This is a genomic window from Nocardioides sp. Leaf307 (assembly GCF_001423135.1).
GTDB classification, from domain to species: domain Bacteria; phylum Actinomycetota; class Actinomycetes; order Propionibacteriales; family Nocardioidaceae; genus Nocardioides; species Nocardioides kribbensis.
This window is the reverse complement of record NZ_LMNY01000003.1, coordinates 478,818-491,889: the sequence shown is the minus strand read 5'-3', so window position 1 is coordinate 491,889 and position 13,072 is coordinate 478,818. Positions and strand designations below refer to the sequence as shown.

Below are 13,072 nucleotides of genomic sequence, written 5' to 3'. Positions count from 1 at the left end.
GCCGGCCGGGCCCTCAGGCCTGGTCGGCGGGGGCCACCGGCACGTCGCGGTGCCACGACTCGGTGACGTACGTCGTCACCCAGCCCATCGAGGTGTAGAGCCCGTCGGCGCCGGTGGAGGAGTCGGCGTCGACCTCGAGGCCCACGCGGTCGCGGTCGCGGCCGGCGGCGTCGGCGATGATCGTGCGCAGCAGGCCCTTGGCCACCCCGCGGCCGCGCGCCGCCTCCCGCACGCCGATGTAGGAGACGTAGGAGCCGTCGGGCCCGTCGGCGCTCTCCGAGACCGTGCCGACCAGCGCACCGACCGCCTGGGGTGCGGCGCCGTCGTCGGCGCCGTCGAGCAGCTCGGCCAGCCACCAGTGGTCCCAGCGGTGGCCGGGGTCCTCGCGCAGCCGGTGCAGGAACTCGTCGAAGGTCTCCTCCCACGAGTTGAAGTGGTCGAGGAAGGCCTCCTCCAGGACGTCGTGGACGTCGCGCAGGTCCTCGTCGTCGGGCATGCCGCCGCCGGCGCGTCGCACCTGGCGGAAGCGCACGCCCTTGCGCTCCCACAGCGCGGGGTCGGGCACCAGCGAGGACTCCTCGGCGGTGACCGGGCGGCTCATCTGCCACCAGGTGCGGACCTTGGCGAAGCCGCCCTCGGTGAGCCAGCGGGCCTGGCGCTCGTCGCCCTCGAAGGCGCCGGTGTCGATCTGCTGCACCTCGAGGCCGCGGGCCTCGCCGACGGCACGGGCCTGGCCCACGGCCCACTCGACGAGCACGTCGGAGCAGGCGTCGGCCGTGCGGGCGGGCAGGTCGCGCTCGACGACGTGGACGAAGAGCATCCGGCCGCCGGCGCGGTCGTGCACGCTGCCCCAGGCGCGGATCAGGCCGTCGGCGTCGCGCACCACGACGTTCTGCCGCGTGCGCAGTCCGCGCTCGGAGACCTCGACGAGCACGTCGTCGACGCTGGCGCCGGCCCAGCCGCGGCCGTGGCGCTCGTGGGCGCGCAGCAGGGTCGTGAGCCGCTCGACGTCGGCCCGGTCGGCCGGGTCGGGGCTGTCGACGCTCCAGTCGGCGGGGAGCCCGGGAGGGTCGGGGACCAGCTCGACGGGGTCTTCTTCGAACCGGGACTCCTCGGGGATCACGAGGAGCCATCCTGCCGTACGCCGCGGCCGCGGTGGACCACCCCGCGGAGCGACGCAGCGCCCGCGGGGCCCGCGGGCCGCCCGGGCCGGGAGGCTGGGCTCACGCGCGGCGGCGGCGGGTGGCCTCGGCCTCGGCGCTGCGCCAGGCGGCGGTGACGGTCTCGACCTCGGCGCGCAGCACGTCGATCTCGGCCTCGACCTCGGCCATCCGCACGATCGCCTCGGCGGCGCGCTCCTCGGCGGCGTCGAGGCTGCGGGCGGTGAGGGCGCCCTCGCGCTCGAGCTCCTGGGCGCGCTTGGTCTCGGCGAGCAGGCGGCGGGTGGTCTCGGCGTCGTGCTTCTGGAGCTTGGCCAGCTCGGCCTCGAGCTCGGAGAGGGCGGTCTCGCGCTCGGCGAGGCGGGCCCCCAGCTCGGAGCGGACGTCACCGACCTGCCGGGCGACGTGGGCGGCGTGCTCCACCGAGCGCTCCTCGGCCATGCGGCGGTAGGCCTGGGCCTGCTCGGCGCGGTCGCGGTTGGCGTCACGACGCGACTGGAGCAGCTCGGAGTAGGTGATGCGGGTGGCGGCCGCGCCCAGCAGGACCGCGCTCACCCCGGCGACGACGCCGGCGACCCACGAGCCGGACAGGGCCGCGGCGAGCACGACCACGGCCGCGACCACGAGCAGCAGCGTGGCGACCGTCAGGCGGGTGCTGCGCTGGCGCCGCCGCGAGGCCGACGCGCTCGTCGAGGCGCTCGAGGGGGTGCGTCCCGTGCTCGGCTCCGTGGCGGGTGTGACGGACGGGGCCGATGGGGAGGTCATGGCGACCAGACTAGGGCGGCGGGTCGTCGCCACGGACGCGACACGCGCGCTCCAGGACCAGCCCTGCGACCAGGATGACCACCCCGGCCAGCGCGGCGACGGCCGAGCGGATGGCCCGGGCCTCGGCGAGCTCGGCCCGCAGCCCCAGCCAGCTGACGGCGTAGCCGGCGTAGAGCCCGCCGACCAGGGCGCCGACGTAGGCGCTCGCGCGCCCGAGCGCGAGGCGGTTGACGGCCCGGTGGGCCTCCATGCGCTCGTGGCGCACCTGGAGGGCGCGCCACGTGGCCCAGGCCGTCCAGGCGACGGCCGCGGCCACGACCAGCAGCGTGGCGGGCTGGGCCCACGACATCTGCGGGGCCGAGCCCGAGGCCGCCTCGAGGACCGGACGCAGCAGCCAGCCCACGACGAGGGCGACCACGCCGGTCGCGGTCAGCGCCGCCGGGGAGGTCGGCCGCAGCCGCCGGGGATCCTCGGGGTCACCGGACGGACGCTCCGGTCCGCCGGCGTCAGGGGTGCGGTCGGGCCCGGGGGCCACGACTCACTCGACCTCGAGGTGGAGGTCGTCGCGCAGGGCGACGCCGTCCATGCCGACCGCGGTGAGCAGCTCGGCGATGGGGCCGGCCTCGGGCAGCGTGGCGTCGGGCTCGAGGTCGAACCAGGGCTTGAGCACGAAGGCCCGCTCCTTGGCCCGCGGGTGGGGCAGGCGCAGCGACGGCTCGTCGCTGCGGCGGTCGCCGACGACGACCAGGTCGACGTCGAGGGTGCGCGGGGAGTTGGGCACCACGGTGCGCTCGCGCTCGAAGGCGTCCTCGATGGCCAGCGCGCGGTCCATGAGGCGGTTGGCGGCCAGCGTGGTGTCGATGAGCACCACGGCGTTGAGGAACTTCTCCGACCCCTCGGGGCAGCCCACGGGCTCGGTCTCGTAGACCGGGGAGACGCCGGTGACCCAGACGTCGGGGGTGTCGGCGATGGCGTTGACCGCGCCCTGGAGGGCGGCGAGGCGCTCTCCCAGGTTGGACCCGATGGCCAGCACCGCGCGACGGATCGGGCGCATCTCACCGGTGAGGGTGTCGGCGTCGATGATGTGCGGGTTGGGGGTTTCGGTCACGTCGCGTCCTCGCGTCTTCGGGTGATCGTCAGCGCGACGTCCGCGAACGTCGCCTCGATGGGTGCATCCGGCTTGTGGATCGTCACCCGCGCCCATTCAACACGGTGATCCCTCAAGCAGACGTCGGCCACGCGTCCTGCGAGCGTCTCGATCAGGTCGACCGGGTCACGCTCGACGGCGGCCTTCACGTCGGCCACGAGACTCCCGTAGTCGACGGTGTCGTGCAAGTCGTCGGAGGCGGCCGCGGGGGTGGTGTCGAGGCCCAGCACGAGGTCGATGACGAAGGTCTGGCCCTCGCGCCGCTCGAACTCGAAGACCCCGTGGTGGCCCCAGCACTCCACCGCGAGCACGGCCAGCTCGTCACTCGTGCGCGGGCTCATGCGGGGCTCCTGTCGTCGGGCTGCGCGGAGGGGGCCCGGAGCATCCGGGCCGCGGCCAGCGCGTCGCGCGCCGACCGTACGTCGTGGACCCGCACGCCCCACGCACCGGCCCCCGCGAGGTGGGCGAGCACCACGGCGTGGGCGTGCTCGCGCCCCTCGGGCTCGCGCGGCGCGCCGTCGGGGCCGGCCAGCAGGGCGCCCAGGAAGGACTTGCGGCTCGCGCCCACCAGCACCGGGTGGCCCAGCGCCAGCACCGGGTCGAGGTCGCGCAGCAGCTCCCAGTTGTGCTCGCCGCGCTTGGCGAAGCCCAGCCCGGGGTCGAGCACGATCCGGTCGTCGGCCACGCCGGCGGCGCGGATCGCCTCGACCCGCTCCTCCAGCTCCTCGCAGACCGCCGCCACCACCCCGCCGGGGCCGTCGTAGACGGCGAAGTCGCGCATGTGGTCGGCGTGGGCACGCCAGTGCATCGCCACGTACGTCGCGCCCGCGGCCGCCGCCACGGTCAGGATCTCGGGGTCGGCCAGCCCGCCGGAGACGTCGTTGACGATCACCGCGCCGGCCTCCAGCGCCGCCGCGGCGACCTCGGCGCGCATGGTGTCGACCGAGACCACGGCGCCCTCGGCGGCCAGCGCGGCGATCACCGGCACCACCCGGGCCAGCTCCTCGGCCACCAGCGGCCGGGTCGCGCCGGGGCGGGTCGACTCCCCGCCGATGTCGAGGACGTCGGCGCCGTCGGCCAGCAGCCGACGCCCGTGGGCCACGGCGGCCGCGGGCTCGACGTAGCGCCCGCCGTCGGAGAAGGAGTCGGGGGTGACGTTGACGACGCCCATGACGCGGGGCCGGTCGAGCGGCAGCCGCAGCGACGCGGCCGCCGGGGAGGCCGCCCCCGGCGGGGCCTGCGTCGTCGACGGGGCCTGCGCCGTGGGCGGGGCCGGCGGGACCCCCGGGCGGTCGCCGGTCACGTCAGTGCGTGCCGCGGATCAGCGCCATCGCCTCGGCGCGGGTGGGGCCGCTGTGCATGATGCCGCGCACGGCGGAGGTGATGGTGCGCGCGCCGTGCTTCCTGACCCCGCGCATGGTCATGCACAGGTGCTCGGCCTCGATCACGACGATGACGCCGCGGGCCTCGAGGATGTCCATGAGCGCGTCGGCGACCTGGGTGGTGAGCCGCTCCTGCACCTGCGGGCGCTTGGAGTAGACGTCGACCAGGCGCGCCAGCTTGGACAGGCCCGTGATCTTGCCGCTCGCGGCCGGGATGTAGCCGACGTGGGCCACCCCGGTGAAGGGCACGAGGTGGTGCTCGCACATCGACCACAGCTCGATGTCGCGCACGAGGACCATCTCGTCGTGGCCGAGGTCGAAGGTGGTCGAGAGCACCTCCTGCGGGGTCATCCGCAGGCCGGCGGTGAGCTCGGCGTAGGCGCGGGCGACGCGGGCCGGGGTCTCGCGCAGCCCCTCGCGGTCGGGGTCCTCGCCGATCGCGCAGAGCAGCTCGCGCACGGCGGCCTCGGCGCGCTCGTGGTCGAAGGCGGGGATGTCCTCGGGGGCGCGCTCGGGGGCGCTGATGCGGTCGGTCACGGGGTCATCCCTGCTGCGTGGGCGAGCCGGGGCTCGGAGGGGTGGGGGGCGCCGGCGGGGTGCCGTCGGGGCCGAGGCCGGGGTCGCCGTGGACGTCGCCGCCGGCCCCGGGCGGGGTCAGCACGACGCCGGCGGGCTGGTCGGCGGGGGCGCCGTTGCTGCGGGCGCGGTCGCGGATGGCCTGCGGGATCTCCACGGCCGGGATGTCGGAGGGTCGACGGTCGGGCGAGCCGGTCCAGGCCGGGCGCACCGGGCGGCGGCGCAGCGGCTCGAAGACGCGGGCCACCTCGGCCTTGTCGAGGGTCTCCTTGTCGAGCAGCTCGAGCACGAGGGCGTCGAGCACGTCGCGGTTCTCCTCGAGGATGTCGAAGGCCTCCTGGTGGGCGACGGCGAGGAAGTTCTTCGTCTCCTCGTCGACGATCGCGGCGACGTCCTCGGAGTAGTTGCGCGAGTGGCCCATGTCGCGGCCCAGGAAGGGCTCGCCCTGGGTCTCGCCGAGCTTGATGGCCCCGAGGCGGTCGGTCATGCCGTACTGGGTGACCATGGCCCGCGCGAGGTTGGTGGCCTTCTCGATGTCGTTGCCGGCGCCGGTGGTGGGGTCGTGGAAGATCATCTCCTCCGCGGCGCGCCCGCCGAGCATGTAGGCCAGCTTGTCGAGCATCTCCGAGCGGGTCTGGGAGTACTTGTCCTCGTCGGGCAGCACCATCGTGTAGCCCAGGGCGCGACCGCGCGGGAGGATCGTGATCTTGTGCACCGGGTCGGTGCCGGGCAGGGCCGCGGCGACGAGGGCGTGGCCGCCCTCGTGGTAGGCCGTGATGAGCTTCTCCTTCTCGCTCATCAGGCGGGTGCGGCGCTGCGGGCCGGCGATGACGCGGTCGATGGCCTCGTCGAGGGCGGCGTCGGTGATCAGCTTGTCGTTGGTGCGCGCGGTGAGCAGCGCGGCCTCGTTGAGCACGTTGGCCAGGTCGGCGCCGGTGAAGCCCGGGGTGCGGCGCGCCACGGAGATCAGGTCGATGTCGGGCGACATGGGCTTGCCGCGCGAGTGCACCTGGAGGATCTGGTGGCGGCCCGAGAGGTCGGGGGCGTCGACCTGGATCTGGCGGTCGAAGCGGCCCGGGCGCAGCAGCGCGGGGTCGAGCACGTCGGGGCGGTTGGTGGCGGCGATGAGGATGACCCCGCCGCGCACGTCGAAGCCGTCCATCTCGACGAGCAGCTGGTTGAGGGTCTGCTCGCGCTCGTCGTGGCCGCCGCCCATGCCGGCGCCGCGGTGACGGCCCACGGCGTCGATCTCGTCGATGAAGACGATGGCCGGGGCGTTCTCCTTGGCCTGCTCGAATAGGTCGCGCACGCGGGACGCGCCGACACCGACGAACATCTCGACGAAGTCGGAGCCGGAGATGGAGTAGAAGGGCACGCCGGCCTCGCCGGCCACGGCGCGCGCCAGCAGGGTCTTGCCGGTGCCGGGAGGGCCGTAGAGCAGCACGCCCTTGGGGATCTTGGCCCCGACGGCCTGGAACTTCGCCGGCTCCTGGAGGAACTCCTTGATCTCGCCGAGCTCCTCGATGGCCTCCTCGCAGCCGGCCACGTCGTTGAACGTCGACTTCGGCATGTCCTTGGAGATCAGCTTGGCCTTGGACTTGGCGAACTGCATGACACCGCGGCCGCCGCCGCCCTGCATGCTGTTGAGCAGCCACAGGAAGATGATCACGATGATCACGATGGGCAGCACGGAGAACAGGAACGAGCTGAGCAGGCTGGGGCGCGAGATCTCGGTCTTGACGTCGTCGATCGTGCCGGCGCGGTACTGCGCCTGCGCGGCGTTGACGAGGTCGCGCTGGGTGCCGTTGATCCAGTAGGTGGTGACCTCGGAGCCCTCGTCGCGCACGCCGTCGTCGAGGACGGCCTTGATCTGCTGGTCACCCCCGACGAAGGTGATCTCCTCGACGTCGCCGTCGGCGATGTACTTGCTCATCGTCGAGGCGTCGATCTCGTCGCCACCGCTGTTGGGCGCGAGGAACTGCAGGGCGAGCAGGACACCCACCACGGCGACGACGATCCACAACCAGGGACCCTTGAAAATGCGCTTCACGGACTTCTCTCGTCTTGTGCACGGCTGAACCCACGACGGTACAGGTGGCAGGCGTGGTCCAGTCTCTCAGGCGCTCGGTTGAGAGGGGCCTGAGAGACGCGGTGCCGGGTCGGCCCGGGTCGGCCCGGCCGGGCCCGGTGGAGCGGCGGTCAGGAGTAGACGTGCGGCGCGAGCGTGCCGATGTCGCGCAGGTTGCGGTACTGCTCCTTGTAGTCCAGCCCGTAGCCCACGACGAACTCGTTGGGGATGTCCCAGCCGATGTACTTGACGTCGACGGGCATCTGCAGGGCCTCGGGCTTGCGCAGCAGGGTGCAGATCTCCACGCTCGCGGGGTTGCGGCTGGTGAGGTTGGAGGTCAGCCACGACAGGGTCAGGCCGGTGTCGATGATCTCGTCGACGATGATCACGTGACGCCCGGAGATGTCGGTGTCGAGGTCCTTGAGGATCCGCACGACGCCGCTGGACTTGGTGCCGGAGCCGTAGGACGACACCGCCATCCAGTCCATCTCGAGGTGGCGGCTGAAGCTGCGGGCCATGTCGGCCATCACCATCACCGCACCGCGCAGGATGCCGACGATCAGCAGGTCCTTGCCGGCGTAGTCGTCCTCGATCCGGGCGGCGAGCTCACCGAGCCGCTCCTGGATCTGGGCCTCGGTGAACAGCACGTTGACGAGGTCGTTCTCCACGTGGGCAGAGTCCATGGCGCAGAGCCTAGGGGCGCTGCGGGTCGGTGGCGACGGCGGGTCAGTGGCGACGGCGGGGCTTGTAGACCTCGACCGGCACCCGCTGGGAGCTGGAGCCCTTGAGCAGGTCGTTGCCGGCGTAGCTCGCGACGAAGGTGTGCTCGCCACGGTCCAGGCGGCCCAGGTCGAGCACGACGGTGCCGTTGTCGCGCAGCTGGCCGCGCTCGACGACGCGACGGCCGGCGGTGAGCACGACCGCGCCGCTGGGGGTGGCGGGGTCGCCGGCGGCGCTCACGCGCACGGTGACGCGCACCTTGTCGCCGAGCTCGACGCGGCGCGGGGCGCGGGCGTCGGTGTCGGAGGCGACCGGCCTCTTGGTCAGCTCGACCTCGCCGATGCCGGCCTTCTCGCGGCGGGCGCGGTCGACGACGATGCTCCCGCTGGCGTAGCCGGGCTTGGAGAAGGTGACCTCGTAGCTGCCGCTGCGCACCCGCAGGGCGAAGTAGCCGTGCTCGATGTCGTTGTCGGGCGAGGCGTAGGACAGGTCGCTGGCCACGACGTCGCCGGTGGCCAGGTCGACGGCCTGCACCTCGACGTCGTCGACGTGGCGACCGCGCTGGTCGACGACCGCGCCCTGCACCATCGCCCCGCCCGTGCCGGCGACCCGGGGGGCGACGCCGTGGCTGGAGGACGCGGTGGCCGTGGTGCCGGGAGCGAGCATGGCCGTGGCGGCGAGGGTGGCGGCGGCGACGAGCGAGGTCGTGAGCATCTTCATCGGGGGGTCTCCGGGGGGAGCGGCGGGCAGGGGGCGCCCGAGGGGGTCAGGTCCGGCGGGGTGGGCCGGGGGCGGCCGGGGGGCTGCCACGCAGACCATCGGCACCTCGGGTCGCCGACCTGAGGCGTTCGGCCCGCCCTGCCCGTGGGGCGTCGAGCGGTCTGGACCGCCCGTCGCGGTCCGGCCCGGGACGGCCCGGGACGGCCCGGCGGGCCCGGGGGCCCGGGAGGGCTCAGGCCACCGGGGGCGCCGCGATCCGCAGCAGGCCGTCGGCCCGGGTGCCGCGCAGGGGCCCGGGGAGGTCGATCCAGCGCTGGCCGTGCCAGTCGGTGACGAGCGCGTCGAGGGCGCGCACGTGCTCGTGGAGGAGCTCGGCGGCCGGGGCCCCGGCGTCGAGGGCGGCCAGGCGCAGGACGCGGCGGCGCAGGGCGTCGGGCCGGTCGGCGAGCTCGGCCACCGGCAGGGCGCCGTCGGGCCGGACCAGCCGGGCGTGCTCGACCTCGGCGAGGTCGTCGAGCAGGTCGGCGTCGGCGCGCAGCTGCTCGGCCGTGCGGGCCAGGGCCGCGGCCACGCCGGGGCCCAGGTGCTCCTCGAGGGCGGGCAGCACGGCGCGGCGCACCCGGACCCGCGCGTAGCCCGGGTCGTGGTTGTGCGGGTCGTCCCATACGTCGAGGCCCTCGACCTGGCAGGCGGTGACCGTGTCGTCGCGGGCGACCTCGAGCAGCGGGCGGCGGTAGCGGTCGAAGCGGCGGCGCATCCCGGCCAGGGAGCGGGCGCCGGAGCCGCGGGCCAGCCCCAGCAGCACCGTCTCGGCCTGGTCGTCGCGGGTGTGGCCGAGCAGCACCGCGGCGGCGTCGAAGTGGGCGCCGACCCGGTCGAGCACGGCGTAGCGGGCCCGTCGCGCCGCTCCCTCGGGACCCTCGCCGTCGAGCACGACCTGCACCCGCGCCCCCGCCGTCTCGTCGGCGCCCAGCGCGGCCATCTGCTCCACCACGCGGGCGGCCTGCTCGGCCGAGCCCTCCTGCAGGCCGTGGTCGACCGTGACCCCGACGACGCGCCAGCCCCCCGCCCGCGACTCGTGCACCGTGGCGGCCAGCAGGGCGAGCGAGTCGGGCCCGCCGGAGCAGGCCACCACCACCGTCGCGCCCGCCGGGAGGTCGGCCAGCTCCCGGCGTACGGCGAGGCGGACCGCGGCGACCGCGGGGTGCAGCCTGGGCATCGCGCTCGACCCGGCCTGTCTCAGAGGACCCGGGCGACCCAGGCGGAGGGGTCGTGGATCTCGGCCTTGCTCGGGAGGTTCTGCGGGCCGGCCCACACGGCGTTGAACTGCTCCATGCCGACCCGGTCGACGACGGTGCGCACGAAGGCGGCGCCGTCGCGGTACTGCGCCATCTTGGCGTCGAGGCCGAGCAGGCGGCGCAGCAGGCGGTCGAGGGCGCCGACGCCCTTGCGCCGCTCGTCGAAGCGGCCGCGGATGTGCTCGACGCTCGGGATGACGCGCGGGCCGACGCCGTCCATGACCACGTCGGCGTGGCCCTCGAGCAGGCTCATGACGCCGGTGACCTGGTCCATCAGCTCCTTCTGCTCGGGGCTGCTCACCAGGTCCATCAGCGAGCCGCCCTCGCCGTCGCGACCACGCGAGCGCAGCACCTCGCTGACCCGCTTGAGGCCGTCGTCGAGCATGCGGGAGGAGTCCATGGTGTCGGCGACCTGGCCGACCAGGGAGAAGAGGTGGTCGCGCATCCAGGGGACGGCGGTGAACTGCACGCGGTGGGTCTCCTCGTGCAGGCAGACCCAGAGCCGGAAGTCGGTGGGGTCGACGCCGAGCTCCCGCTCGACGTGCACGATGTTGGGGGCGACCAGCAGCAGCCGGCCCGCCGGGGCGAAGAACGGGTCGAACTGGCCCAGCACCTTGCCGCCGAGGAAGCCGAGCAGCCCGCCGACCTCGAGACCGGTGATCCGCGACCCCAGGGCCAGCGAGAGCCCCGAGGGGGGCTTCTTCTCCACCAGCTTGGCCACGACCGGGGCCAGCACCGCCTTGAAGCCGTCGGCGTTGGCCTGCACCCACCCGGCACGGTCGACCACGAGGACCGGCGCGGTGCCGTCGGGGGCGTCGAGCCCGGTGAAGTCGCGCACCAGCCCGGTGGAGCGGTGGGCGCCGGCGCGCAGCTCCTCCACGACGGCCGTCGCCTCGGCCCGCCCGACCGTGGGGCCGTCGCCGGCCAGGCGCGAGCCCAGCGAGACCGCGAGGTCCCAGTCGATGATCTCCGGGGTCTCCGGCGTGGGGGTGCTCATGGCCCCGAACCTATCCGTGGCGCCCTGACCCGGGCGCGGGTCAGGGTCCGGGTCACGAGCAGGTGCAGGCCGCGAGGGCGGCCGCGGCGCGGTCGAGGGCGGCCCGGGCGTCGAGGGTGTCGACCTCGCGGATCCGGTCGGCCATGAGCGCGAAGACCAGCGGCGTGCCCCGGCGGTCGACCGCGACGCCGGCCAGGCTGCTCACCCCGGTGAGGGTGCCGGTCTTGGCGCGCACGTCGCCGACCGCGTCCGGAGCCACGTCGTCGAAGCGCAGCGCGAGCGAGCCGGTGAAGCCGGCCACCGGCAGGCCGCCGAGCACGGCGCGCAGCGGGGAGTCCTCGGCGGAGGTGCCGACCGCGCGCAGCACCCCGACCAGTGTCTCGGGGGCGATGAGGTTCTCCCGCGACAGCCCGCTGCCGTCGAGCTGGCGCACCGGCACCGGCACGCCGAGGTCGCGCAGCACCTCGGCGACGCCGGCCACCCCGGCCGCGCTGCTGCCCTCTCCCCCGCTGGCCAGGCCGACGTGGCGCAGCAGCACCTCGGTGGCCTCGTTGTCGCTGACCTGGAGCAGCTGGTCGACGATCTCGGGCAGCGGCGCGCTGCTCACCTCGGCCACCGGGTCGGCACCGACCGCGGCCTGAGCGCGCCGCGGGCGGCCCTGCACCGCCACGCCGGCCTGTCGCAGCGCGGCCGCGAAGACGTCGGCGGCCTCGCGCGCCGGGTCGGCCACGCGGCCGACGCCGCTGGCGGGACGGCCCTCGTCGACCCACAGCGCCGAGATCGGCGCCACGACCCCGTCGGGCACGTAGTCGGCGGGCCACGACGGGTTGACCGCGGGGCCGGTGAAGAGGCTGGCGTCGTAGGTGAGGCGCAGCGGGCCGGCGCCCGTGCCCCGCAGCGCCGCGGCCGTGCGGCGCGCCAGCGTGGTCACGTCGGCCCGCCGGGGGTACGCCGCGCCCTCGGCCGCCGCCGGGGTCCGGGCCAGGAACGGGTCTCCCCCGCCGACGAGGGTCAGCGTCGACCCGCGGCGCACGACCCGCGTCTCGAAGGTGGTCGCGGGGTCGAGCACGCTGAGCGCGCCCACGGCGGTGAGCAGCTTGGTGGTGGAGGCGGGCACGGCGGCCGGCGTCCGCCCGCGGGCCACCAGGCCCACCGGCGCCGACCCCGCGGCGCCGTCGCCGAGGCCGGCCACCGCGGCGACCACGTGGCGCCCGAGGTCGCGGTCGCCGAGCGCGGCCGCGAGCGTGCGTCGTACGGTGGCACGGTCGAGGGTGCGCAGGCCGGCCGCGGCGGCGACGGGCGCCGGCTCGTCGAGGTCGGGGAGGTCGAGGCCGTCGGGCGGCGGGACGCGGGAGGGGTCGCCGGGGCCGGGCGCGGGGTCGCCGGTGAGCGCGGCGAAGCGGTCGCCGACCTCTCGGGCGGCGTCGTCGAGCACGCCGGTGCGCCACGCCGCGGCCCCGCCGGCGCCGAGCGCGAGCACGAGGACCACCGCCAGCAGACGCCCGCCACGCCGCCGCGGAGCGTGGCCTGCGTCACGTCGACCCACCGAATCCCCTTCCCGCTGCAGCGTTTCGGGTCATTGTGCGCGACAATCGCCGCCGGGCCCACGTCGGGCCCGAGGACCTGGCCCCCGACCCGACCGGTCGAGGGCCCACCGACATCCGGCCCACGACGGGCCGACACAAGCGGAGGCTGACTGTGCTGGAGTTCGACGTGCTCGTGGAGATCCCCAAGGGTCAGCGCAACAAGTACGAGGTCGACCACGAGTCGGGGCGCATCCGCCTGGACCGCACCCTCTTCACCTCCACGCAGTACCCCGCCGACTACGGCTACATCGAGGACACCCTCGGCATGGACGGCGACCCGCTCGACGCGCTGGTCATCCTCCAGGAGCCGACCTTCCCGGGCTGCCTGATCAAGTGCCGCGCGATCGGCATGTTCCGCATGACCGACGAGGCCGGCGGCGACGACAAGGTCCTCTGCGTGCCGGCGACCGACCCGCGCCAGGAGCACCTGCGCGACATCAGCCACGTCTCGAAGTTCGACCGCCTGGAGATCCAGCACTTCTTCGAGGTCTACAAGGACCTCGAGCCCGGCAAGTCCGTCGAGGGCGCGGAGTGGGTCGGCCGCACCGAGGCCGAGGCCGAGGTCCACGCCTCCTTCGACCGCTTCAAGAAGACCGGCCACTGAGCCGACGCCCTCCCGCAGCCCCCGTCCGGTCACCCGGGCGGGGGCTGCG

General features: G+C 74.9%; 14 protein-coding genes. 1 reads left to right on the top strand and 13 read right to left on the bottom strand.

From position 1 onward, the window contains the following. Positions 1-13: 13 nt before the first annotated feature. From ASF50_RS17115 to dacB, 13 genes are all read right to left on the bottom strand, one after another. Complete coding sequence (locus ASF50_RS17115; protein WP_056864881.1) at positions 14-1,123, bottom strand: GNAT family N-acetyltransferase; 1,110 nt, start codon at positions 1,121-1,123, stop codon at positions 14-16. Between the two features lie 100 nt (positions 1,124-1,223). Next, positions 1,224-1,925: a hypothetical protein gene (locus ASF50_RS17110; RefSeq protein ID WP_235557726.1), complete on the bottom strand. Its 702-nt coding sequence runs from the start codon at positions 1,923-1,925 to the stop codon at positions 1,224-1,226. A 10-nt stretch (positions 1,926-1,935) separates the two neighbouring features. Continuing rightward, a complete protein-coding gene (locus tag ASF50_RS17105) occupies positions 1,936-2,460 on the bottom strand; it encodes a DUF3180 domain-containing protein (protein ID WP_082503327.1) in 525 nt (174 codons plus the stop codon). A 3-nt stretch (positions 2,461-2,463) separates the two neighbouring features. Further along, a complete protein-coding gene (gene folK, locus ASF50_RS17100) occupies positions 2,464-3,033 on the bottom strand; it encodes a 2-amino-4-hydroxy-6-hydroxymethyldihydropteridine diphosphokinase (protein WP_056905288.1) in 570 nt (189 codons plus the stop codon). Continuing rightward, positions 3,030-3,413 carry a dihydroneopterin aldolase gene (gene folB / locus ASF50_RS17095; protein WP_056905287.1) on the bottom strand — a complete coding sequence of 128 codons (384 nt, stop codon included), beginning with the start codon at positions 3,411-3,413 and terminating at the stop codon, positions 3,030-3,032. The genes folK and folB overlap by 4 nt, the downstream gene beginning before the upstream one ends. Further along, the gene (folP, locus tag ASF50_RS17090; protein WP_056865248.1) at positions 3,410-4,243 is read right to left on the bottom strand and encodes a dihydropteroate synthase; all 834 of its coding nucleotides are present in this window, start codon (positions 4,241-4,243) and stop codon (positions 3,410-3,412) included. The genes folB and folP overlap by 4 nt, the downstream gene beginning before the upstream one ends. Before the next feature lie 133 nt (positions 4,244-4,376). Further along, a complete protein-coding gene (gene folE, locus ASF50_RS17085; protein ID WP_056864884.1) occupies positions 4,377-4,991 on the bottom strand; it encodes a GTP cyclohydrolase I FolE in 615 nt (204 codons plus the stop codon). Between the two features lie 4 nt (positions 4,992-4,995). After that, positions 4,996-7,080 carry an ATP-dependent zinc metalloprotease FtsH gene (gene ftsH, locus ASF50_RS17080; protein WP_056905286.1) on the bottom strand — a complete coding sequence of 695 codons (2,085 nt, stop codon included), beginning with the start codon at positions 7,078-7,080 and terminating at the stop codon, positions 4,996-4,998. Positions 7,081-7,229: 149 nt separating this feature from the next. Beyond that, the gene (gene hpt, locus ASF50_RS17075) at positions 7,230-7,781 is read right to left on the bottom strand and encodes a hypoxanthine phosphoribosyltransferase (protein ID WP_056905285.1); all 552 of its coding nucleotides are present in this window, start codon (positions 7,779-7,781) and stop codon (positions 7,230-7,232) included. Between the two features lie 43 nt (positions 7,782-7,824). After that, positions 7,825-8,538: an Ig-like domain-containing protein gene (locus tag ASF50_RS17070; RefSeq protein ID WP_056905284.1), complete on the bottom strand. Its 714-nt coding sequence runs from the start codon at positions 8,536-8,538 to the stop codon at positions 7,825-7,827. Between the two features lie 232 nt (positions 8,539-8,770). Beyond that, complete coding sequence (gene tilS / locus ASF50_RS17065; RefSeq protein WP_056905283.1) at positions 8,771-9,757, bottom strand: tRNA lysidine(34) synthetase TilS; 987 nt, start codon at positions 9,755-9,757, stop codon at positions 8,771-8,773. 20 nt (positions 9,758-9,777) lie between these two features. After that, on the bottom strand, positions 9,778-10,833 hold the full coding sequence (locus ASF50_RS17060) for a zinc-dependent metalloprotease (protein ID WP_056905282.1): 1,056 nt from the start codon (positions 10,831-10,833) through the stop codon (positions 9,778-9,780). A gap of 52 nt (positions 10,834-10,885) precedes the next feature. Next, complete coding sequence (dacB, locus tag ASF50_RS17055) at positions 10,886-12,322, bottom strand: D-alanyl-D-alanine carboxypeptidase/D-alanyl-D-alanine-endopeptidase (protein ID WP_056905281.1); 1,437 nt, start codon at positions 12,320-12,322, stop codon at positions 10,886-10,888. 212 nt (positions 12,323-12,534) lie between these two features. Here dacB and ASF50_RS17050 point away from each other — a divergent pair, with 212 nt between their 5' ends. Then, the gene (locus ASF50_RS17050) at positions 12,535-13,023 is read left to right on the top strand and encodes an inorganic diphosphatase (protein WP_056865249.1); all 489 of its coding nucleotides are present in this window, start codon (positions 12,535-12,537) and stop codon (positions 13,021-13,023) included. Positions 13,024-13,072: the final 49 nt, after the last annotated feature.